Below are 21,253 nucleotides of genomic sequence, written 5' to 3'. Positions count from 1 at the left end.
CGTTTCACCCCGCCGCGTGCAAGGCCCGCCACACCGCCTCGGGCGTCGCCGGCATGTCGATGTGCTTGACGCCGAGGGCGTCGCACAGCGCATTCATCACCGCCGGAAGGCTGCCCGCGCAGCCCGCCTCGCCGCAGCCCTTGGCGCCGAGCGGGTTGGTTTCGCAGGGTACGCCATGGGACAGGGTTTCGATGGCCGGAAGGTCGTCGGCGCGCGGAACGCCGTAATCCATAAAGGTGCCGGTGATGGGCTGGCCGTCCTCGGTATAAGCTACGCGCTCCAGCAGCGCCTGGCCCAGCCCCTGGGCGATGCCGCCATGCGCCTGCCCCGCCACCATCAGCGGGTTCACGACCACGCCGAAATCGTTGACGGCCGTGTAGCGCACCACCTTCGCCACCCCGGTGTCGGGGTCCACCTCGACCTCGCAGACGTGGCAGCCGTTCGGGTAGGCCATCGGCGCCTGGTCGAAGACATGGGTAACGTCCAGGCTGGAGGGCACCTCGGGCGGCAGGGAATGGGTCTCGCGCAGCTTGGCCGCAAGCTCCATCACCCCGATGCCGCGATCCGTCCCGGCGATGCGGAACTGTCCCTCGGCGAACTCGATGTCCACTGGCGCTGCCTCCAGCACGTGCGCCGCCGCCTCGCGCCCCTTCTCGATCACGAGGTCGCTCGCCTCCAGGATCGCCGCGCCGCTCGCCATCAGCGACTTGGAACCACCCGTGCCGCCGCCCGCCACCAGCAGGTCGGAATCGCCCTGCATCAGCCGGATGCTCTCGAACGGGACGCCGAGCTTGGCGTGAAGCACCTGCGCGAAGGGCGTCCAGTGGCCCTGGCCGTAATCGAGTGTGCCGGTGATGATGGTCACCGTGCCGTCTTTCTCGAAGCGCAGCCCGCCCTGCTCCTTGGCGGGCGGGGCGGTGCATTCCAAGAAGTTGCCGATGCCGAGGCCGCGCTTCATCCCGCGCGCCTCGCTTTCGGCCCGGCGGGTGGGGAAGCCGTCCACGTCCGCCGCCTCCATTGCCTTGTCCAGCACGACGGAAAACTCGCCCGTGTCGTAGGTGGAGCCGCTGGCCGCCTTGTAGGGGAATTGCGTGATGTGGTTCCGCCGTCGGATCTCGTTCGCGGGGAGGCCGAGGCGAGGCGCGGCGGCCTCGATCAGCCGCTCCATGAAGTAGTTGCCCTCGGGGCGCCCCGCGCCGCGATACGCGCTGACCGGCGTGGTGTTGGTGAGCATGCAGCGGGTGAAGACGCCGATCTGCGGGATGGCGTAGTTGCTCTGCACGTTCTTGACGAAGTTCCCGGTGCCCATCAGCGGCGCCACGGTGGACAGATAGGCGCCCATGTTGGCGAAGGCGGTCAGCCGCACCGCCAGCATCTTCCCTTCCCTGTCGAAGGCCAGCTCGGCCTCCACCTCGTGATCGCGTCCGTGCTGGTCGGACAGGAAGGCGCCCGAGCGCTCATCCGTCCACTTCACCGGGCGACCGAGCAGCTTGGAGGCGTGCAGTAGCGGTAGGTATTCCGGATAGGCATTGGCCTTCATGCCAAAGGAACCGCCGACATTGCCCGTCAGCACCCGCACCTGCTCGCGCGGCAGCTTCAGGACGTCGTCCGCCAGCTGGTTCCGCAGCCCGAACACGCCCTGGCAGCCCACATGCAGGGTGAAGCGCCCCTCCGCATATTCGCCGATGGCCGAGCGCGGCTCCATGGAGGCCACGACGATCCGGTTATTGCGGATGGAAAGCCGCTCCACATGCGCCGCCCCGGCAAAGGCGGAATCCAGTGCCGCGCGGTCGCCATAGGAGAAGTCCAGCACGCAATTGCCGAGGATGTCGTCGTACAGCGCGGGCGCATCGGCGGCCTCCGACGCTTCCGTGACCGCGTCCAGCGGCTCAACGTCCAGCATGACGAACTCGCCGGCATCCTTGGCCTGGGCGCGCGTTTCCGCCACCACCACCGCCACCGGGTCGCCCACCCAGCGCACCTTGTCGGTCGCCAGGGCCGGGCGACGCGTCGTCCTCAGCCCGCCCAGGGGCATGGCGCAGACCATCTCTCCATAGGCTTCGAGGTCGGCGGCGGTGATCACCGCCAGCACGCCCGGCGCCTCCCTGGCGGCGGAAACGTCCACGCCGCGCAGGATGCCGTGCGCGTAAGGCGAGCGGACCACATAGGCATAGGCCTGACCCGGCAGGACGAGGTCGTCCGTGTAGCGCCCCTCCCCGCGCAGGAGCTTCGGATCCTCCTGGCGAGGCACGGGCTGGCCGATGCCGAACTTCATCCGGCTGGGGTCGAAGGCGAGGTTCGTGTCGGGCATGGCGTGAGTGTAGGCCGGGGCGGGGCTTCCGCAACCGGTCCATGCCTGCGAAGCTGCCCGCGCCGATGAACCCCAACCTCGCCGGAATGCTCTTTGCCGCCGGGGCGGGACTGTGCTTCGCGCTGCTGAACTCCCAGCTTCGCGCCCTGGCCCAGCTCCTGCCGCCCTTCGAGGTGCAGTTCCTCCGCTACGCCGCCGGAATCCTGCCGCTGCTGCCCTGGATCTGGCGCGCCGGCCTCGCGGCCTACAAGCCGAACGGAATCTCGGGGCAGATGTGGCGCGGGGCGGTGCATGCCTCGGGCCTGTTCTTCTGGTTCACCGCCCTGCCCCACATCCCCTTCGCGGAGATGACGGCGATCGGCTTCACCACGCCGCTCTTCATCATGCTGGGCGCCGTGGCCTTCCTGGGCGAGCGCATGATCTGGCAGCGCTGGGCCGCCGCGCTGCTCGGCTTCGCCGGGGTGCTGGTGGTGGTGGGGCCCAACCTGACGGGCGCGGGGGGCGGCTTCTCGCTCATCATGCTCTGCTCCTCGCCGCTCTTCGCCGCCTCCTTCCTCATCACCAAGGCGCTGACGCGGCGCGACGCTCCGGAGGTGATCGTCGCCTGGCAGTCCATCACCGTGGCGCTGTTCACCCTTCCCTTCGCGCTGTGGGACTGGCAGGCGCCCAGCCTCGCGCAGTGGGGCATCGTCCTTCTCTGCGGGGTGCTCGGCACGCTCGGGCATTTCCTGCTCACCACGGCCTTCAAGCTGGCCGACATCAGCACCGCGCAGCCGGTGCGGTTCCTGGACCTGATCTGGGCCACGCTGCTCGGCTACCTGGTCTTCTCGGAGGTGCCGGAACGCTCCACCCTGGTGGGCGGTCTGGTCATCTTCGCGGCCACGAGCTGGATCGCGCGTGTGGAAGCGAAGCGGAAACCATGAATCCTGAAATCGAAGCGCTGTCCTCCACCGCCGAGGTGATCCGCACCCCCTGCGGATCGGGCGAGGCGGTGTGGCGAAGCTGGGGCACGGGCACGCCGCTCGTGCTGCTGCATGGCGGCTCCGGCTCCTGGATGCACTGGCTGCGCAACATCGGCCCGCTGTCGCGCCATTACCGCGTCCTCGCCCCCGACACGCCCGGCCTGGGCGAGAGCGCCATGCCGCCAGCGCCGGAGCCCAGCCCTGAGAACGCCGCGCAGCCGCTGCGCGAGGGCTTGCGCCTCCTCCTCGGCGAGCGGCGCTTCTACCACCTGTGCGGGTTTTCCTTTGGAGCCAACGTGGCCGGGCACCTCGCCGCCGCGGAGGGGGCGCATGTGCGCTCGCTCACCGTGGTGGGCGCCGCCTCGCTCGGCCTCGCGCGGCCGCCGCTGGATCTGCTGAAGGTGCGCGACAAGCAGGGGGCGGAGCGGCGCGAGGCGAATCGCGAGAACCTCGCCCGGCTGATGATCTTCGACCGCACAAGGATCGACGACACCGCGCTGGACATCCAGGAGCACAACACGGTCCATGCCCGCCTGCGCTCGCGCGGCTATGCGCCGGGCGATTCGCTCAAGCGCGCCCTCCTGCGCGTCCACGCCCCGTTGGCCGGCATCTGGGGCGAGCGCGACGCGGTGGCCTGGCCCGAGGTGCGCGCGCGGCTCGACGTGCTGCGCGGCATCGACCCGGGGCTGATGGAGTACGTCTTCCCCGAGGCCGGGCACTGGGTGGCCTATGAGGCGGCAGACCAGTTCAACGCGGCGCTGCTGGAGGTGCTGGCGGCGCGGGGCGGCTAAGGCCGGCCAGCGCCCGGCCGCGTCAAAGCCAAAGGCGGAATACGACCTCGCCCTGCAGGTTCAGGCCCATCGGCTGCCAGCCCCTGGCCAGATAGAAGGATTCCGCCATCGTCCCGCGGCCCGTGGACAGGAAGGCTTGCCGGTGGCCCGCCTCCCTCAGCCGCGCCATCGCAGCATCAAGAAGACCGCTGCCATGGCCCTGGCCTTGTGCTTCCTGGATCACGAACAACGCCCAGACATAGCCCGTCTAGCGGTTGACGCAGATAAATCCCTGAACCGCTCCGGCGTCCTCCGAAACCAGGAAGATGGCGTGGTCCAGATACCAGGCGACCTCCTCATCCGTGACGAGCGCGGGATTTGTCAGGCGGTTCTCGGCCGTCCCATGACGGACCTCGTAGAGGCGTGGCAGGTCGTTCCGTGTTGCGGCACGCAGGCGTGGCGGCGTCATGGCAGGACCATACGGGCATCGAGGCCGGCGGGAAGCTCTGCACCAGCGGCGGCATCGCAGGTCCGGCGGCTGCACGGCCACAATCCGGCGTCCGGGCGACGACGCATCCTAGTTCTCTTCCCTGTTCACGGACAGCAGCATCAGCGCCGCGAAGCCGATCACCGACAGGCCGGCCGTCAGCCAGAGCGCCTGCGCGCCCCACCCTTCCACGGCAAATCCGAACAGTGCCGGCGCGAGGGCACCCAGGAACCGCGCCGGTGCGACGATCAGCCCCTGGCGCGCGCCGTATCCGGCCGCGCCGAACAGCGCCAGCGGCAGCGTGCCGCGCGCGATGGTCATGATGCCGTTGCCGCCGCCATGCAGCACCGCGAAGACCGGCGCGGCCGGCGCCCCCACCGCCATCAGCGCCGCCGCACCGGCCGGATGCATCAGCATCGCCATGCGCGCGGAAAGCAGCGGATGCAGCCGCCGCAGCAGACCGAATTCCAGCAGCCGTGCCCCCACCTGCGCCGGGCCGAGCAGCGCGGCGGCGGCGATGGCGGCGCCCTGCGTGGCGCCTCCCGCCATCAGCAGCCCCGGCAGGTGCGCCCCCAACGCCGAGGCGCCGAACCCGCCCACCGCGATGGCGACTGACACCAGGATGGCGGCGCGCAGCCCGGCCCGCCGCGCATCGGCAAGCGGCGCGGCCGGCGCGGCGGCCGGTTCCAACACCGCAGGCGGCCGCGGCAGCAGCAGGTTCAGCGGGATGCACAGGAAAAGCTGGATCGCCGCCCAGCCCCAAAGCGCCCCGCGCCAGCCGAACGCCCCTTCCATGGCGGCGGAAAGCGGCCAGCCCAGCGTCGAGGCGAAGCCGGCGATCAGCGTGATGCCGGTGATGGCGCCGCGCGCCTCCTTGCCCAGCAGCCGCGCCAGCGTGGCGAAGGCGGCGTCGTACAGCCCCGCCGCCATGCCGATCCCCATCACCGCCCAGGCGACGAACAGCATCGCCTCGCCCTGCGCCATCGCCATCAGCGCCAAGCCCAAGGCGAGGCACGCATTGCCGAAGGACAGCACGCCGCGCCCGCCATGGCGGTCGATCGCGCGCCCCACGCTGGGACCCAGGAAGGCCGTCAGCAGCAGCGCCACGGAAAAGGCGAGGAAGACGCGCGAAGGCGCGATGCCGAGCTCCCGCGCCATCGGCGCGGCCAGCAGCGCCGGCACGTAGTAGGACCCGGCCCAGGCGAAGGTCTGCGCCGTGCCGAGCAGGATCACGGTCCTCATGGATAGGCGATCCGCAGCACCTCGACCTCCTCCGCGCCCCCCGGCTTGCGGAGGCGGACCACGTCGCCCACGCGCTTGCCGAGCAGAGCCCGTGCGACCGGCGACAGCCAGGAGATGCGCCCCTGCCCCGCATCCGCTTCCTCCGCGCCCACGATGGTCACGGTCACCTCTCGGTCATCCTCGTGCACGAAGGTGACGGTGGCGCCGAAGAAGACCTGGTCTCGCCGGGTCTGGGTGGCGGGGTCCACCACCTCGGCACGGTCGAGGCGCTTGCGGAGGAAGCGCACGCGGCGGTCGATCTCGCGCAGGCGCTTCTTGCCGTACTGGTAGTCGGCATTCTCGCTGCGGTCACCGAGGCCGGCGGCCCAGGACACCACCTCCACCACCTTGGGGCGCTCCACGCTCCACAGCGCGTGGAGTTCGTCGCGCATGGCCCGGTGGCCCTCGGGCGTCATGTAGAAAGGGGTGTTGGGGGGCAGGCCGGGAATGCCGTCCTCGTCCTCATCCTCGTCGGGCGTCGCCATCCGGTCCTGTTTACAGTGGCAAGCCTGCCCACGAAACGCCATCATCGCCGTGCTTGTATAGGCCCCGCATGTCCCGCCCCGCCCTTTCCATCGTCGTCCCCTGCTTCAACGAGCAAGAGGTGCTGCCCGAGTTCCACCGGCGCCTCGTCGCCGTGATGGAGGAAACCGGGCTGCCCTGGGAATTGGTGCTGGTGAATGACGGCTCCCGCGACTCCACGCTGCGGATCATGGAGGATCTGGCAGCGCGGGACGGACGCGTGGCGGTGGTCAACCTGTCGCGCAACTTCGGCAAGGAGATCGCGCTGACCGCCGGCCTCGACCACGCGGCGGGGACGGGGGCGGTGATCGTCACCGACGCGGATCTCCAGGACCCGCCGGAGGTCATCCCCGACCTCCTCGCCGCGTGGCGGGAGGGCTTCGACATCGCCTACGCGCAGCGCAGCGTGCGCCACGGCGAATCCTGGCTGAAGAAGACCACCGCCGCCGGCTTCTACCGGCTGATGGAGAAGCTGGGCGGGCGCGTCGCCCTGCCCCGCGACACGGGGGATTTCCGCCTGATGTCGCGCCGCGCCCTCGACGCGCTGCTCTCCATGCGGGAGCAGCACCGCTTCATGAAGGGACTCTTCGCCTGGGTCGGCTTCCCCTCCGTCGCCGTTCCGTATGAACGCGCGCCCCGCGCGGCAGGCGAGACGAAGTGGAACTGGTGGAAGCTGTGGAACCTGTCGCTGGAGGGCATCACCTCCTTCACCGTCGGGCCGCTGAAGATCGCCACCTATCTCGGCCTCGCCGTGTCCTTCGCAGCCGCCTTCTACCTGGCGCTGCTCTTGGTCCGCACCATGCTCTGGGGCAACCCGGTCGCGGGCTATCCCTCGCTGATGGCGGTGGTGCTGTTCCTGGGCGGGGTGCAGATGATGATGCTGGGCGTTATCGGCGAATATCTCGGCCGCATCTTCAACGAAACCAAGGGAAGGCCGCTTTACTTCGTCGAGCGGCACATCCCCTCACGGGCGGCAGACCGTCAGGTCTCCCAGCGCGACGCAGCCTGACGCCGCCGGGTCCGTGCCCGGCAGGGCGATCCGCAATTCGCCCGGACGCATGGGGCCCGGCGCCTCGCAGCGCGGCGGGGTGCGCCAGCGCGCGACGTAGGCGGTGTTGACCGGGCGCGGCGTTTCGCTCGCCAGCAGCAGCAATTCCAGCAGGCGCACCCGCGACTGCCAGTCCTCGCGCGGGATGCAGGGCCAAGCGGGCAACAGCGTCACGGTCTCCGCCTCGCGCAGCAGCGGACGCAGGGCGGAGGCGTCGACCGTCCAGGCGGCGCGCTCATGCGCCCAGGCGCGTAGGGCGGCGCGCGCCGGCATCGCGTCCAGGAACTGCGCACCGGCGCAGACGCAGAGCAGCGCGCAGCCGCGCGGCCCGGCGCGGCGCAGCAGCAGCGCGGCGCCGATCAGCAGCGTATAGGCGACCGGCCAGAAGAAGCGGCCCGAGGCGCGGAACTGCTCCAGGAATCCCGGCACGGGCCGCAGGTCCAGAAGCACCGCGCTCCCCAGCCCGATCCGGAAAGACACGGCCAGCACGGCAAGGCCCGACAGAGCGAGGACAAGTCCCCAATGCCGCCCGATTCGCGCCGGGCGCAGCAGCAGCCCTGCCCCCAACGCCAGGATCAGTCCCAGCCCGAGCCAGGTGTAGCCCTCCCACCCGCCATGGCCCGTCGCATCCACCTCCGCGGAAACGAGGTGGCCGAGGAACCAGGAGCGATGCGGCCAGAAGGGCGAAAGCAGGTTCATGGCGTATTGACCGAACCCGCCATCCCCCTCCGCGCCCAGGTAGCCGAGCAGCGCCATCGTTGCGGCCATCGCGCCCGCCGCCCCCGCCGCGCCCAGCGCCGCGCCCCGCCATGCCTCCCCGCGCAGCAGCAACGTGAGCGGCGGCGCCGCCAGCAGCGCGAGCGCCATCAGCGCGAGGTAGGGATGCACCAGCAGCGCCAGCACCAGGAACGGAATCGCCACCATCCACCAGCGCGCATCGCCCAGCACGCGCGCGTAGAGCCCCAGCGCCAGGAGGATGACGAAATGCCCGGTCAGCGCGGCGTGGCCGAAGCGCATGACGAAGGCCGGCATGGAAAGCGCCATCACCGCGACGGCCAGGGCCGGCGCCACGCGCCGCTCGCCGAATCCGCGCAGGGCGAACACCGCCGCCACGGCCTGCCCTACCCAGGCCAGGGCGTAGAACAGCCCGATTCCATGGAATCCCTCCGGCAGGAGAGGTGCCAGGAGCTTGAGCGGCAGGGCGAGGGCTGGGATGCCATCCATGAAGGCCAGATTCGCTCCCGCCAGCGTCGCGATGTCCAAAGGCGGCCAGCGCCAGGCATCGGCCAGGAAATGACGCTGGGCGATCGCATGCTGCGCCGCATCGCCCGCCGCGCGCCAATCCTGCCCAGATTGGGGAAGCAGGAAGTCCAGCGGGAACAAGGCGCTGGCAAGAAACGCTCCAAGGAGGGCTGAGATCCCGTAGGCGAAAAAGGCGGCGCGCATGGCCCTGCTTGGCGCGCAAATCCAGGCGCAGCAAGGACGGGCTTGCCACAATCCTGCCATGGGCAGGTCCGAAAGCCGCCCTTGAGGCAAGGTTAAACCTGCTCCGTGGCAGGGGCGGGTGCACCGCTCCGCATCACGAAGGAAAGATCGGCACATGACCGGGCTGGACGCCTTCTCGTCCCTTCAGCGTGACACCGCGGCGCTCGGCGCCTTCGCCCCGCCCCAGGCAGTGCTGGTGTCGCGTGGTCCTGGCTGGCGCGCTGTGGCCAAGCGCAGCCTCGACGTGTTGGGCGCGGGGGCGCTGTTGCTCTTCCTGGCGCCGGTCTTCGGTTTGCTGGCCCTGCTGGTGCGCTCCGATGGCGGGCCGGCCTTCTTCGCTCATCCCCGCGTCGGGCGGAACGGCCAGGTCTTCGGCTGCCTCAAGTTCCGCTCCATGGTGGTGGACAGCCAGGCGCGCCTCGCCGCCCTGCTCGCCGCCGACCCCGCCGCCCGCGCCGAGTGGGAGGAAACCCGCAAGCTGCGCGTGGACCCGCGCGTGACCCGCATTGGCCGCATTCTCCGCGCCACCTCGCTGGACGAGCTGCCGCAGCTTCTCAACGTGCTGCGCGGCGACATGTCCCTGGTCGGACCCCGCCCGGTGCAGCAGGCCGAGCTGGAAAGCTACTACGGCGCCGCCGCCATCCACTACATGAGCGTCCGTCCGGGCATCACCGGGCTGTGGCAGGTGTCCGGCCGCTCGGAGACCAGCTACGCCCAGCGCGTCGCGCTCGACGTGGCCTATGTGTCGCGCCCCTCACTGCTGGCCGACCTCCGCATCCTGCTGCGCACCCCCGTGGCGGTGCTGTCGCGCAAGGGAGCGCACTAAGCTAGAAGCCCCCCCTCCGAGGGGTTCACGAAGACATGACCGGCGACACCGCCGAGGCCCGGGCCGGGGCGGGACGCCTCCTTTCCGGCCTGATCTGGAACGCGCTGGGGCGCGGCCTGCCGCTCCTGCTCGCACTCGTGCTCACCCCCGTGCTGGTGGCGCAGATGGGGCTGGAGCGCTGGGGCCTTTTCACCCTTGCCCTGGCGCTGGTCGGGGTGTTCGGCATCCTCGACCTCGGCATCGGCCCCGCCCTTACCCGCGCTTTATCGGAGCGCATGGCGGAGGGCCGCGGCGAGGAGGCCGGGCAGCTCGTCGGCACGGCACTGCTGGCGCTGGGCGGGCTGGCCATGCTTGGCGCCGTGCTGGTGTTCCTCGCCGTGCCGGCGCTGGTCGGCCGCGTGCTGAACGTGCCGCCCGCGCTTGAGGCGGAGGCGGTGACGGCCTTCCGCATCCTCGCCCTCGCCGCGCCGCTTGTCACCGCGAATGCGGCGCTGTGGGGCGTGCTGGCGGCACATCAGCGTTTCCGCGCCGCCAACCTCGCGACCATCCCCGTCTCCGCCATGTACTATCTGGGCCCGGTGCTGGTGCTCATGGTCTGGCAGAGCCTCGTCGGCGTGATGCTGGTGCTGGTGGCGTGCCGGCTTCTCAACACGCTCTCCTACGCATGGCTCGCGCGGCCGCTCCTGCCGCCGCTCGGCCTCGGCTCGCCGCGGCTGGTCGCGCCGCTGCTGCGCGTGGGCGGATGGATGACCGTGTCCTCCGTGCTGAACCAGGCGCTGATCTATGCCGACCGCTTCCTGGTCGGCGCGGTGCTGACGCTGGCCGCCGTGGCGCATTACGCGACGCCGCTCGACCTCGTGCTGCGCATGTGGATCCTGCCGGTCGCGGTGGCGCAGGTGCTGCTGCCGCCCATGGCCTCCGCCTTCCGGTCGCATCCCGAGGTGACGGCGGGGCTGCTGCGGCGCGGGGCGCTGCTGGTCGTCACGCTAGTGCTGCCGCCCTGCCTGCTTCTCGCTGGGCTGGGCGATTGGCTGCTCGGGCTGTGGCTCGGCGCGGATTTCGCGCGGGAGGGCGGGACGGTGGCGCGCATCCTCGGCGCGGGGGTGTTCTTCTCCTGCCTCGCCTTCGTGCCCAATGCGCTGCTGGATGCCATCGGTCGTCCGGATGCGGCGGCGAAGCTGATCGCCGCCGAGCTGGTGCTGTTCCTGCCGGTGCTCTGGGTGCTGCTGCAGGGTTTCGGCATCGAGGGCGCGGCGGTTGCCTGGGCGCTGCGCGCCACCGCTGACGCGCTGGGCAAGTCGGTGCTGGCCGCGCGGCTCTACCCTGCCGCGCGACCGGCGCTGCGCCGCATGGTCCTGCCCATCATGGCCGCCGTGCTGGCCCTGGCCCTCACCGCCGCCGCGCCCACCCTGCCGCTCGCCGCCGCCGCCGCGGCGCTGGGGCTGCTCGGAACGCTGCTGCTGCTGGCGCCGCTGTTGACGGTTGAGGAGCGAGGCGCGCTGCGCCGTCCCGCCGAGGCGCGGAGGCTCTTGCGCGCATGATCTTCCTCAATGGCCGCTTCCTGGCCCAGGGCCTCACCGGCGTGCAGCGCTATGCGCGCGAGATCGCCCGCGCGCTGGACGCGATGGTGGACCGGCCGCCGGTCGCGCTGCTCTGCCCGCCCGATGCGCGCGACCTCGACCTTTTTCCCCGCCTCGCACCGCGCATCGTCGGCACGCGCGGCGGCCAGATCTGGGAGCAATGGATCCTGCCCCGCGCCGCGCGCGGCGGGACGCTGCTCAGCCTCGGCAACACGGGGCCGCTGCTGGCGGGCCGGCACCAGTCGGTGGTGATCCACGACGCGGGCGCCTTCGACACGCCGGAAAGCTACGGGACCGCCTTTCGCCTCTGGTATCGCGGGGTGCAGACCACGCTGGCGCGGCGCGGCGCGCGAATCCTGACGGTCTCGCACTTCTCCGCCGGGCGCATCGCCCATCACCTCCGCATCGCGGAACCGCCAGCCACGCTGGAAGGCGGCGAGCATATCCTGCGCGAACCGGCGGACGCCGCCATCCTCGCGCGGTATGGGCTGGAGGCGGAACGCTTCGCCCTCGTGGTCGGCACCGGGGCGGCGCACAAGAACCTCGCCGCCCTGCACGCGGCGGGGGGCGCGCTGGCATCGCGCGGCCTCGTCCTGGCCGTGGCCGGCGCCAAGGACACGGCCGTGTTCCGCGCAGGCGGCGCCGACCTGCCCGGCGAGGTGCGCGCCCTGGGCCGGGTGAGCGACGCCGAGCTTCGCGCCCTCTACGAAGCGGCCCTCGCCCTGCTCTTCCCCTCGCGCTACGAGGGGTTCGGCCTGCCGCCGGTGGAGGCGATGTGGTGCGGCTGCCCCGTGGTCGCCGCGCCCCTCGGCGCCCTGCCGGAAGTCTGCGGCGAGGCGGCGGTGCCGTTCGACCCCCGCCGCCCGGCCTCGCTGGGCGAGGCGGTGGCGCGCCTCGCCGACGACGCCGCGCTGCGGGCTGGGCTGGCCGAAGCCGGGCGGCGCCAGGCCGCGCAGTTTTCTTGGGATGCGGCCGCGCGCCGCCTGCTGGGGTTCATTGCCGCATGAAGGTGGCCATCGTCCATGAATGGCTCGACAGCTACGCGGGCAGCGAGCGCGTGCTGGAGCAGATGCTGCTCTGCTTCCCGGATGCCGAGCTGTTCGTGCTGTGCGACTTCCTGCCGGAAGGCCAGCGCGGGTTCCTGCACGGCGTGGTGCCGCACACCTCCTTCCTGCAGCGCATGCCCTTCGCGCGGCGCATGTTCCGCAACTACCTGCAATTGATGCCCATCGCGATCGAGCAGTTCGAGATGCGCGGCTTCGACCTCGTCCTTTCCTCCTCCCACGCCGTCGCCAAGGGCGTGGTGACGGGGCCGGGCACGCGCCACGTTTCCTATATCCATTCGCCCATGCGCTATGCCTGGGATCTCCAGGGCCAATATCTCCGTCAGTCGGGCAGCGAGGGCGGGCTGAAGGGCGCCTACACGCGCTGGCTGTTGCACCGCCTACGCCTGTGGGACCAGGCCAGCGCGGCGCGCCCCGACAAGCTCCTCGCCAACAGCCGCTACATCGCCGAGCGAATCCGCAAGACCTGGCGGCGGGACGCGGAGGTGCTGCACCCGCCGGTGGACGTGGCCGGCTTTCCCATGGGCACGGGACCGCGCACGCATTTCGCCGTCGCCTCCCGCCAGGTGCCCTACAAGCGCGTGGAACTGGTGGCGGAGGCCTTCCGCCGCATGCCCGACCTCCGGCTGGTCGTCGCCGGGGACGGACCATCCGCGCCGCTGGTGGCCAAGGCAGCGGAGGGCGCGCCCAACATCCAGGTTCTGGGCCGCGTCCCGCAGCCGAGGCTGGTGGAGCTGGTGCAAACCGCCCGCGCCTTCGTCTTCGCGGCGGAGGAGGATTTCGGCATCGCGCTGGTCGAGGCCCAGGCCGCCGGTACGCCCCTGATCTGCTACGGACGCGGCGGCGCCGCCGACATCGTGCGCGAGGGCGAGACGGGCCTGCTCTTCGCCGAGCAGAGCGTGGACAGCATCGTCGGCGCCGTCCGCGCCTTCGTGGCAGAGGAAAATCGCTTTCAGCCCGCCGCATGCCGCAGCAACGCCGAGGATTTCTCCGAGGAGAAGTTCCGCGAGCGGCTGAAGGGGGCGGTGGCGGCATGATCTCGCTCGTCGTCGCTACGCGCAGCCGCGTCGCGGAGATCGGCGCGCTGTTCGAGAGCCTCGCGGCGCAGGAGCCGCCCTTCGAGGTGATCCTGGCTGACCAGAACGGGGATGGCCGGTTGGATGCACTCATGGCGGAATGGAGCGGCCGCTTCCCGCTGCTGCATCTCCGCAGCGAGGTCGCCAATGCCAATGCGGGGCGCAACCTCGGCCTGCGCCATGCGCGTGGGGAGATCGTCGCCTTTCCCGACGATGACTGCCTGCTGAAGCCCGGCACGCTGGCCCAGGTTCGCGCCGCCTTCGCCGCCGACCCCGCGCTGGCCGTGCTGACCGGCCCGGCCGAGGGGCCGGAGGGCGGGCTGGGCTCCGGGCGCTGGCGCGCGGAAGGCGGTCCGATCACCCTCGGCAATGCCTGGACCAGCGTGATCGAGTTCAACCTTTGGCTCCGGCGCGACATCGCCCTGGCGCTGGGCGGCTTCGACGAGCGCATGGGGCCGGGCACGCGCTTCGGCTCGGCGGAAGGCAACGACCTGGTCTGCCGTGCCATCGTCGCGGGCCACGCCGCGCGCTACGAGCCGACGCTGCGCGTGATCCATCCCGACAAGCGACTTTCGCCCGAGGCGGTGGCGCGCGCCGCCCGCTACGGCGAGGGGATGGGCTTCGCGTTGCGCCGCCACCGCGTGCCGGCGCGCGTCTGGGCGCCCTTCCTGTATCGCCCGCTGGCCGGGGCAGCGCTGTCGCTGATGCGCGGACGCGGGCTGCATGCGCGCTACTACCTCGCCACGCTGCGCGGGCGCTTCGCCGGGATGCGCGCCGCGCCCCTGCCGCCGCCAGGGCCGCTCGCATGAGGATCGCCGTCGGCATCGCCACGCGCGGCCGTCCTGCCATCCTGGCCGAAACCCTCGCGGAGCTGGACCGGCAGACACGCGCGCCGGACCGCATCCTGGTCTGCCACGTTTCGGACGATGACGTCTCCGGCATCGCCGCCCGCTTCCCCGGCGTCGAGTTGCTGCGCGGCGAGGCCGGGCTGCCGCGCCAGCGCAACCGCATCATCGCCGCGCTCGGCGATTGCGACGCCGTGGCCTTCTTCGACGACGACTTCCTGCCCGCGCCCGAGTGGTTGGCGGTGCTGGAGGCGGTGCTGAAGGACCGGCCCGATTGCTCCGTGGCAACGGGCGTCGTTCTCGCCGATGGCGCCAAGGGCCCCGGCCTCTCGCCAATGGAGGCGCGCGCCGTGCTCGCCACCGCTCCGCCAGCGGCCGCACCGCTGGACACCGCGCCGGCCTTCAACGCCTATGGCTGCAACATGGCGCTGCGCCTCGCCCCGCTGCGCAAACACGGCCTCCGCTTCGACGAGGAATTGCCGCTCTATGCCTGGTACGAGGACATCGACCTGTCGCGCCGCCTCCTGCCGCACGGCACGATCCTGCGGCTGCTGGCGGCGCGGGGGGTGCATCTCGGCACCAAGTCCGGGCGCGTGCCGGGGCGGCGGCTCGGCTACTCGCAGGTGGTGAACCCGGTCTACCTGGCACGGAAGGGGTCGTTTCCGTGGTCGCATGCCCTTCCCTCCGCCGGGCGGCACCTTTTGGTGAACCTCCTGAAGTCGCCCTGGCCGGAAAAGGAGGTGGACCGGTTCGGCCGACTGCGCGGCAATCTGCGCGGCTTGTGGGATTTGCTGCGCGGCCGCGCCCATCCGGGGCGGATCACGGAGCTTTAGGAGCGTTTCCGCTTGCAGGGTTGCAGCGACAGATCGGCGTCACTCAGACATTCTGCCGAGCCGGCGAGGCGAATCACGATCTCATCGTGTGCAGGAACGAGCGCAGCGCCGTGGCGATTCGCCGCACACGGCTGGGAGAATTGTGCCGCATGTCGCGATAAAGGATCTCGAACGCCTCCAGGAAGCGGGCGGAGCTGAAGTCTTCGGCGAGCCGTCGCTCGGCGGCATCGGCGAGACGCCGAGCCTTTTGCGCATCATTGGCCAACTCTGCGATTGCCCGAGCCAGGGCCTCGGGGTCGCCGGGAGGAACAAGAACTCCGTCCACGCTGTCCATGATGGCTTCGGGAGTTCCACCTGCATCTGCGCCAATGCGCGGAATGCGAGCAGCTGCCGCCTCGAGGAGAACAGTCGGGAAAGCGTCCTTCTCGGAAGGCATCAGAAGGATGTCGGCCACCTCCGCAAGCAGCGATGGAACATCGTCTCGCTGACCAAGGAACAGCACAGGCAAGCCCCGGGCGTGATCTTCCAGGGCTGCCCGCTCCGGCCCGTCGCCGATCACGAGCAGCGTCGTCCCCGCCAACAACTCGGCAGGGAGGTGCCGCAGTGCCTCGAAGGCCACATCAACCCGCTTCAACGGCAACAGGACACCGACCACCGCAAGGACAATGCTCGACGCCGGGATGCCCAGATCCGCGCGTAGCGTGCTGCGATCAATGCGTGACCGGGCCGCCCAATCATGACCGTTATGGATGACGACGCATCTGGCGTGGAGCGAAGGGTCCCCGAGGGAGGGCTCAAGAACGGCGCGCGAAACGCCAACGATCCGGTCCACGGCGTGAACGCCCAGAAGGACCCGCGTTCGTCGCGACAGGAATGAGTGGATATGGGCCAAGATCGGAATCCCGCACCACCAGGCTGCCAGTGCCGCCCAGTTGGAGAAGGTCGCGTTGTTGACGTGGATCAGTTCCGCCCCGGTTTCCCGGACGAGGCGCTCGACGAGTCGCGCTTGACGCAACAGGAGTGGCACGCTGGAGGGACCGAAGCCATGGTCAAACACCGGCTTCAACGTCTCCAGCCGCACCGAAGCGACGTGTCCCTGGGCCTCGGCGGCGTCAGCAAACTCAGCGTGGTTGGTCAGGACACACCAGCGGTGGTGCGGAAGGCCAGCCATGAGGTCAAGCATGACTTTCTCGCTGCCCCGAAGGACGCCCAACCCATCATGGATGACGAGGATGGTTGCCGGAGAATCCTTGCGGTCAGGGAATTGCTGTGCGTGAGCCCGGGCTGAGATAGCCGAACGTTCAGCGGCGCTGGACATCGCTTGCGACATTATCCCAACTTTGAAACCGCTGTCACGGTGGCCGCCGCGGCAATTCTCCAAAAAATGATGCTTGGCGCGCTTGGTGAACCAGCGATCCGCAGAGAAGCGAAAACTGGACTCTCGCTTTCACGAGCATTCCAAAATGGGCCGGCTGCTTGGGTGTGGCAGTGGATGTCGGCTTCGTCCTGCCTCAACCGGCTCTTGATCTCGGCGTCACCAAGCGGGGATCCTTTCTTGGGTCCACTGCCGGATCACGCTGGCTCACGAGACCTGGGCGCCGGAAACAGCGCGTCCGTGCGCCCCAACAGGTGGTAGGCCACGAGGCCCACGAACTCCCGCACCGCCCATTCCGCCTGCCCCAGCCGCATCGAGAGCGGGGGGTCGAACCATCCCGCCCCGCCTGGCAGGGTGGAGTAGTTCACGGGCCAAGCCGTGATGCGCCACCCGGCCTGCCGGAAGCACCCCACCGAGCGCGGCATGTGGCTGGCGCTCGTGACGAGCAGCCATGTCTCCCCCTCCCGCGGGTCCAGCAGGGCGTGGGTCTCGGTCGCGTTCTCCCAGGTGTTGCGCGAGCGGTCCTCGAAGATCACCCGCTCCCCTTCCAGCCCGAGCGATGCCCAGAGGCGCCGCGCCACCTCCGCCTCGGTGAGTTGGCCCGGGATGGGCGAGCCGGTGCCGCCGCTGAACACGATCCGCGCTTCCGGATAGCGGCGCGCCAATGCCACCGCCTCCGTCATGCGCTCCGCCGCGCCGTTCAGCGACGGAAGGCCGCGGCCCTCGGTCAGCTTGGTTTCCACCGCTCCGCCGAGGATCACGATGCCATCCACCCGCTCGGGCGGGGCGGGGCGCGGGAAGCGGTCCTCCAGCGGCAGGGTGAGCCAGGCGGCGAGCGGCGTCAGCAGCACCGCCGCATACCAGCAAAAGCCCAGCAGCGCCGGCCAGTGGCCCCAGCGCCGCCCGCGCCACAGCAGCGCCAGGCCGATGGCGAGGAGCAGCAGCGCGAAGGTGTTGGGCCGGGCGAAGAGCCAGAAGATCTTCGAGGCGAAGAAGAGGATGTCCTGAACCACGCTACTCCGACTCCAGCCGCCGCCACAGCTCCACCGTCCCCCGCTCCTCCACAAAGGAGGCGGCGAGTTCGTAGCCTTCCTCCAGCGCCTCGCTCAGCATCGCCATGGCGCTGACGCGCATGGCGAACCATTCCGAGCGGTCGAGCACGATGAAGCGCGGGCGGGATTCCAGGATGCGCCGCACCTCCGCATCCGTGTCCACCCCGGCCAGCGTGGCGAAGGAACCGGTCAGATGGACCGGAAATGGAAAGCGCGTCGGCAGCCGCGCCTCGGTGAGGAAGTACACGACGGGCTGGTAGTTCGGCACGAAGATCGTGTCGCCCTCCTGCAGTTCCTCGTTCATGAGGTTCGCTATGCGGCGCGGCGTGTCCGGGCTGCCCAGGGCGAAGCCGCGCGACAGCCGCGGCGAAAGGTCGCGCGCGACGAGGTCCGTCCCGACAAGGGCGAGGACCATCAGCATCGCGGCGCGGGCGCGCGCCGCAGCAAGAGCGCGCACGCCCAGGAACAGCCCGAGCGCCGCCAGCAGCGACAGCGGCGGCAGCAGGATCAGGAAGTAATGCCCGAAGAAATGCCCCGGCCCCACCACAGCCACCAGCGCGACGGCAAGCCACAGCAACCCGAAGCGTGCGACCCGGCGTGGCCCTTCCTCCGCCGCGTCCAGCGCCGCGAAAGCGGGCAGCGCCAGCAGGAGCAGCCAGCGGAACTCCAGCCCCGCCAGGGTGCTGCGCCACAGCGCCTGCTCCGCCGACATGCGGCCCGAGGCGTATTGCAGCGGCGCGAGGATGGAGGAGTTGAGCCAGTCCGAGAATTCGCCGCGCAGCGCATAGACCAGCCCGGTGAGCAGCGTCGGCGCGGCGCAAAGCACCGCATAGGCGAGCGCCATGGCCGCCACCTCGCGCCACCGCCGCGCGCGCAGCACCGGCAGGACGAGCAGGGCGAAGGCGAGGCAGCCTTCCGGCGTCGCCACCGGCTTCACCAGCAGCGCCAGCCCGACCAGCGCCCCCATGGGCAGCAGGCGCCGCCACGGCCCGCCCGGCGCCACGGCGAGGGCCAGGGCGGAGACGACCATCGGCGCGAACAGGATCTCGGTGTTCGAGGCCAGCCCGCCCAGCAGCACCGAATGCGCGGCGTAGAGAAGCGCCGCCGCATAGGCCATGGGCCGCCCGCCGCCGAGATTGCGGATCAACCAGATCAGCGCATACCCCGTCGCCGCGACGCAAAGCGCGCCGAGCAGCCGAACCGCCCAGAGATTCTCGCCGAACAGGAGGAAGGCCAGGGCGATCATCCCCGGCGCGCCCACCGGGTGCATGTCCCACACGCCGGACAGCGGCCAGTTCCCGCGCAGCCATTCCCGCGCCTGGAGGAGGTACAGGCTCTCGTCCCAGTCGATCACGGAAGGGAGAAAGGAAGCCCAGCGCAGCCCCAGCGCGATCAGCGGCAGAAGCAGGAGGGCCAGGGGCCAGGCGATGCGCGCGGGCATGGCGCCATGTGCGGCCGGAAGCCTCACCGCTTCAAGCCTGCCGCCATCGCCTCGCGCCGCCACAGCGCCAGCCCCGCCCCGACCAGCAGGAGGATCCCCAGCGCGTCCCAGCCATCCGGCGCCTCCGCCCAGATCAGCGCGCCCAGCGCGGTCGTCCAGACGATGCCCGAATACTCGAAGGGCGCGACCACCGTGGGCTCGGCGACGCGGTACGCCTCCGTCATCAGGATCTGCGCGAAGGCGGACACGCCGCCGATCACGGCCAGCAACAGCCATTGGGTGGGGGTGGGCCAGACCCAGCCCGGAACGCTCCAGGCCAGGGCGACGAGAGTGGATCCGAAGGAGAACCACAGCACGATGGCAACGCCGCTTTCCCCCTGCGCGCCCATGCGCCGGATGGTGATCATCGCCAGCGCCCAGGCCAGGGCCGCGCCCAGCACCACCAGCATGGTCCAGCCATCGCCGCCCGCCCCGGGGCGCACCATCAGCAGCACGCCGCCGAACCCCACCAGCGCGGCGAGGCCGCGCGCCGCCTCCAGCTTTTCCCCCAGCAGCGGCACGGCGAGCAGCGCGAGAAAGAGCGGCATGGTGAAGCCCAGCGCCGTCACCGTCGCGAGCGGCAGGTGCGCATAGCCGTAGAACGCGCCCACCATGCCCGCGAAGCCGAAGGCGAGGCGCAGCGCGTGCCCGCCCGGGCGCGTCGTCCGCAGCGCCCTCCAGCCCCCGGCGGCACGCAGCAGCGGCAGGAGCACGGGCAGCGCGAAGGCGGACCGGAACAGGATGATCTGCGCCAGCGGCACCTCCCCGCCCAGCGCCTTCACGCAGGCCGCCGCGCCCGCGAAAAGCAAGGCGGCCAGCAGGATGGCGAGGATGGCGCGCCTTCGGGCGGATTTGATGTCGGGGTTGGTCATGTGGACGGGCGTCGGGGGCGAGGCTAGGCTCCGCGGCCGATGAGCGCCAGACCAAGCAAGGCTCCGACGATCCCGCCGCATCCGGGACTCGAGGTGCGGGAGGATGAGGTGGCCTGGAATGGCCGCTTCCCCGTGCAACGCGTCCGCTTCACCTATCGCCGCTTCGACGGCGCCCGCTCGCCCGAGCTGGTGTGGGAGCTGTGGCGCCGTGGCGGGGCGGTGGCCGTGCTGCCCTACGACCCCTGGACCGACCGGATCTGCCTGATCGAGCAGTTCCGCCTCCCCGCCCTCGCCGCCGGCTTCGAGCCGGTGATGACGGAATGCGTCGCCGGGCTGCTGGAAGCCGGCGAGGACCCCGCGGATTGCGCCCGCCGCGAAACGGCGGAGGAAGCAGGGCTGGAAACCGACCGGCTCGAATCCATCGGCCACTACATGCTGATGCAGGGTGGCTGCGATGAGCACATCCACCTGTATTGCGGCCGCACCCGCCTGCCCGATTCCGGGGCCAACCATGGCCTCGCCGCCGAGGGCGAGGACATCCGCACCCTGCTGCTGCCCGCGGAGGAGGGTTTCGCCCGCCTCGACGGCGGCGCGATCCGCAACGCCACCGCCGCGCTTTGCCTGTTCTGGCTGCGGCAGAACCGCGCACGCCTGCGCGAGGCCTGGACATGACCGAAAAACTCTTCCTGGAAGACGCGGCACTGCGCGAATGCACCGCCCGCATCGTCGAGCACCGGCCGGCCGGCATCGTGCTGGACCGCACCGTGTTCTATGCGCGCTCCGGCGGGCAGCCGGGCGACACCGGCACGATGCGCTGGCCCGGCGGCGAGGCCGCGATCGGCGAGGCGCTGAAGGGCGAGGACGGCGTGGTCGTCCATCCCATCGAAGGCGAGGCGCCACCCGTCGGCGCGGAGGTGACGGTCGCGCTCGACTGGGCGCGGCGGCACCGCCACATGCGGATGCACACCACCATGCACCTGCTTTGCTCGCTCACGCCGGGCATCGGCGTCACGGGCGGGCAGATCGGTGCGGAGAAGTCGCGCCTCGATTTCAACCTGCCCGAGCCGCCGCCCAAGGAATGGTGGCAGGAGAGGCTGAATGCACTGGTGGCGGAAGATCACCCGGTGTCCTTCTCCTCCATCAGCGAGGCGGAGCTGGACGCCAATCCCGGGCTGGTGCGCACCTTGTCGGTGCAACCGCCCCGCAGCGGCGGACAGGTCCGGCTGGTGCGGATCGGCGACGAGGAGAAGCCCGTGGACCTCCAGCCCTGCGGCGGCACCCATGTCGCCCGCACCGGCGAGATCGGCCGGGTTACGGTGCTGAAGCTGGAAAGCAAGGGGCGGCAGAATCGCCGCATCTCCATCGGGCTGGAGGATTGAGACAG

20 protein-coding genes and 1 pseudogene are annotated in these 21,253 nt (G+C 70.8%); 11 read left to right on the top strand and 10 right to left on the bottom strand.

The genetic code is table 11. The features are described from left to right. Positions 1 to 4: 4 nt before the first annotated feature. Positions 5 to 2,311 (bottom strand): xanthine dehydrogenase family protein molybdopterin-binding subunit, encoded by a 2,307-nt coding sequence (locus OF850_RS12620; RefSeq protein ID WP_301590534.1) that lies wholly within the window; start codon positions 2,309 to 2,311, stop codon positions 5 to 7. Positions 2,312 to 2,352: 41 nt separating this feature from the next. On the opposite strand from OF850_RS12620, the gene OF850_RS12615 reads away from it, so the two are divergent. After that, a complete protein-coding gene (locus tag OF850_RS12615) occupies positions 2,353 to 3,234 on the top strand; it encodes a DMT family transporter (protein WP_301590532.1) in 882 nt (293 codons plus the stop codon). Next, positions 3,231 to 4,064: an alpha/beta fold hydrolase gene (locus tag OF850_RS12610; RefSeq protein ID WP_301590531.1), complete on the top strand. Its 834-nt coding sequence runs from the start codon at positions 3,231 to 3,233 to the stop codon at positions 4,062 to 4,064. The genes OF850_RS12615 and OF850_RS12610 overlap by 4 nt, the downstream gene beginning before the upstream one ends. Positions 4,065 to 4,086: 22 nt before the next feature. Here the strand turns inward: OF850_RS12610 and OF850_RS12605 are convergent. The 4 genes and pseudogenes from OF850_RS12605 to greB form a co-directional block, all read right to left on the bottom strand. Continuing rightward, a pseudogene (locus OF850_RS12605) lies at positions 4,087 to 4,299 on the bottom strand (GNAT family N-acetyltransferase); the annotation flags it as partial. Positions 4,300 to 4,311: 12 nt separating this feature from the next. Further along, positions 4,312 to 4,512, bottom strand: a complete 201-nt coding sequence (locus OF850_RS12600) for a hypothetical protein (protein WP_301590529.1) — start codon at positions 4,510 to 4,512, stop codon at positions 4,312 to 4,314. Positions 4,513 to 4,620: 108 nt separating this feature from the next. Next, positions 4,621 to 5,772, bottom strand: coding sequence for an MFS transporter (locus OF850_RS12595; protein WP_301590527.1), 1,152 nt, complete (start codon positions 5,770 to 5,772; stop codon positions 4,621 to 4,623). Beyond that, on the bottom strand, positions 5,769 to 6,296 hold the full coding sequence (gene greB, locus OF850_RS12590) for a transcription elongation factor GreB (protein WP_301590524.1): 528 nt from the start codon (positions 6,294 to 6,296) through the stop codon (positions 5,769 to 5,771). Before greB ends, OF850_RS12595 begins: the two co-directional genes overlap by 4 nt. 68 nt (positions 6,297 to 6,364) lie before the next feature. Here greB and OF850_RS12585 point away from each other — a divergent pair, with 68 nt between their 5' ends. Beyond that, the gene (locus OF850_RS12585) at positions 6,365 to 7,342 is read left to right on the top strand and encodes a glycosyltransferase family 2 protein (RefSeq protein ID WP_301590523.1); all 978 of its coding nucleotides are present in this window, start codon (positions 6,365 to 6,367) and stop codon (positions 7,340 to 7,342) included. Here OF850_RS12585 and OF850_RS12580 read toward each other — a convergent pair. Then, positions 7,298 to 8,827 carry a DUF6311 domain-containing protein gene (locus tag OF850_RS12580; RefSeq protein ID WP_301590521.1) on the bottom strand — a complete coding sequence of 510 codons (1,530 nt, stop codon included), beginning with the start codon at positions 8,825 to 8,827 and terminating at the stop codon, positions 7,298 to 7,300. The two genes, OF850_RS12585 and OF850_RS12580, sit on opposite strands and share 45 nt — an antisense overlap. A 154-nt stretch (positions 8,828 to 8,981) precedes the next feature. Here OF850_RS12580 and OF850_RS12575 point away from each other — a divergent pair, with 154 nt between their 5' ends. From OF850_RS12575 to OF850_RS12550, 6 genes are read left to right on the top strand one after another with little or no spacing between them, the layout of a single operon-like run. After that, complete coding sequence (locus OF850_RS12575) at positions 8,982 to 9,692, top strand: sugar transferase (RefSeq protein WP_301590519.1); 711 nt, start codon at positions 8,982 to 8,984, stop codon at positions 9,690 to 9,692. A gap of 35 nt (positions 9,693 to 9,727) precedes the next feature. After that, positions 9,728 to 11,233 carry an oligosaccharide flippase family protein gene (locus OF850_RS12570; protein WP_301590516.1) on the top strand — a complete coding sequence of 502 codons (1,506 nt, stop codon included), beginning with the start codon at positions 9,728 to 9,730 and terminating at the stop codon, positions 11,231 to 11,233. Beyond that, complete coding sequence (locus OF850_RS12565) at positions 11,230 to 12,279, top strand: glycosyltransferase family 4 protein (protein ID WP_301590514.1); 1,050 nt, start codon at positions 11,230 to 11,232, stop codon at positions 12,277 to 12,279. Before OF850_RS12570 ends, OF850_RS12565 begins: the two co-directional genes overlap by 4 nt. After that, positions 12,276 to 13,373 carry a glycosyltransferase gene (locus OF850_RS12560; protein WP_301590513.1) on the top strand — a complete coding sequence of 366 codons (1,098 nt, stop codon included), beginning with the start codon at positions 12,276 to 12,278 and terminating at the stop codon, positions 13,371 to 13,373. Before OF850_RS12565 ends, OF850_RS12560 begins: the two co-directional genes overlap by 4 nt. After that, complete coding sequence (locus OF850_RS12555) at positions 13,370 to 14,221, top strand: glycosyltransferase family 2 protein (RefSeq protein WP_301590511.1); 852 nt, start codon at positions 13,370 to 13,372, stop codon at positions 14,219 to 14,221. Before OF850_RS12560 ends, OF850_RS12555 begins: the two co-directional genes overlap by 4 nt. Next, positions 14,218 to 15,090 (top strand): glycosyltransferase family 2 protein, encoded by an 873-nt coding sequence (locus tag OF850_RS12550; RefSeq protein ID WP_301590509.1) that lies wholly within the window; start codon positions 14,218 to 14,220, stop codon positions 15,088 to 15,090. Before OF850_RS12555 ends, OF850_RS12550 begins: the two co-directional genes overlap by 4 nt. A gap of 73 nt (positions 15,091 to 15,163) precedes the next feature. Here OF850_RS12550 and OF850_RS12545 read toward each other — a convergent pair whose 3' ends face one another. The 4 genes from OF850_RS12545 to OF850_RS12530 form a co-directional block, all read right to left on the bottom strand. Further along, complete coding sequence (locus tag OF850_RS12545; protein ID WP_301590508.1) at positions 15,164 to 16,408, bottom strand: glycosyltransferase family 4 protein; 1,245 nt, start codon at positions 16,406 to 16,408, stop codon at positions 15,164 to 15,166. 254 nt (positions 16,409 to 16,662) lie between these two features. Beyond that, entirely contained in the window at positions 16,663 to 17,478 is an 816-nt protein-coding gene (locus tag OF850_RS12540; protein WP_301590507.1) for a YdcF family protein, read from the bottom strand. A gap of 1 nt (position 17,479) precedes the next feature. Continuing rightward, positions 17,480 to 18,985 (bottom strand): ArnT family glycosyltransferase, encoded by a 1,506-nt coding sequence (locus tag OF850_RS12535; protein ID WP_301590505.1) that lies wholly within the window; start codon positions 18,983 to 18,985, stop codon positions 17,480 to 17,482. Beyond that, entirely contained in the window at positions 18,982 to 19,869 is an 888-nt protein-coding gene (locus OF850_RS12530) for a DMT family transporter (RefSeq protein WP_301590503.1), read from the bottom strand. Before OF850_RS12530 ends, OF850_RS12535 begins: the two co-directional genes overlap by 4 nt. Before the next feature lie 39 nt (positions 19,870 to 19,908). Between OF850_RS12530 and OF850_RS12525 the strand changes: the two genes are divergently transcribed. Then, on the top strand, positions 19,909 to 20,541 hold the full coding sequence (locus OF850_RS12525) for an NUDIX domain-containing protein (RefSeq protein ID WP_301590501.1): 633 nt from the start codon (positions 19,909 to 19,911) through the stop codon (positions 20,539 to 20,541). Next, on the top strand, positions 20,538 to 21,248 hold the full coding sequence (locus OF850_RS12520; protein ID WP_301590499.1) for an alanyl-tRNA editing protein: 711 nt from the start codon (positions 20,538 to 20,540) through the stop codon (positions 21,246 to 21,248). The genes OF850_RS12525 and OF850_RS12520 overlap by 4 nt, the downstream gene beginning before the upstream one ends. The last annotated feature ends 5 nt before the right edge of the window (positions 21,249 to 21,253 follow it).

The sequence above is a fragment of the Sabulicella glaciei genome (assembly GCF_026183895.1).
Classification (GTDB): Bacteria; Pseudomonadota; Alphaproteobacteria; order Acetobacterales; family Acetobacteraceae; genus Roseococcus; species Roseococcus glaciei.
This window is presented reverse-complemented; position numbering and strand designations above follow the sequence as displayed.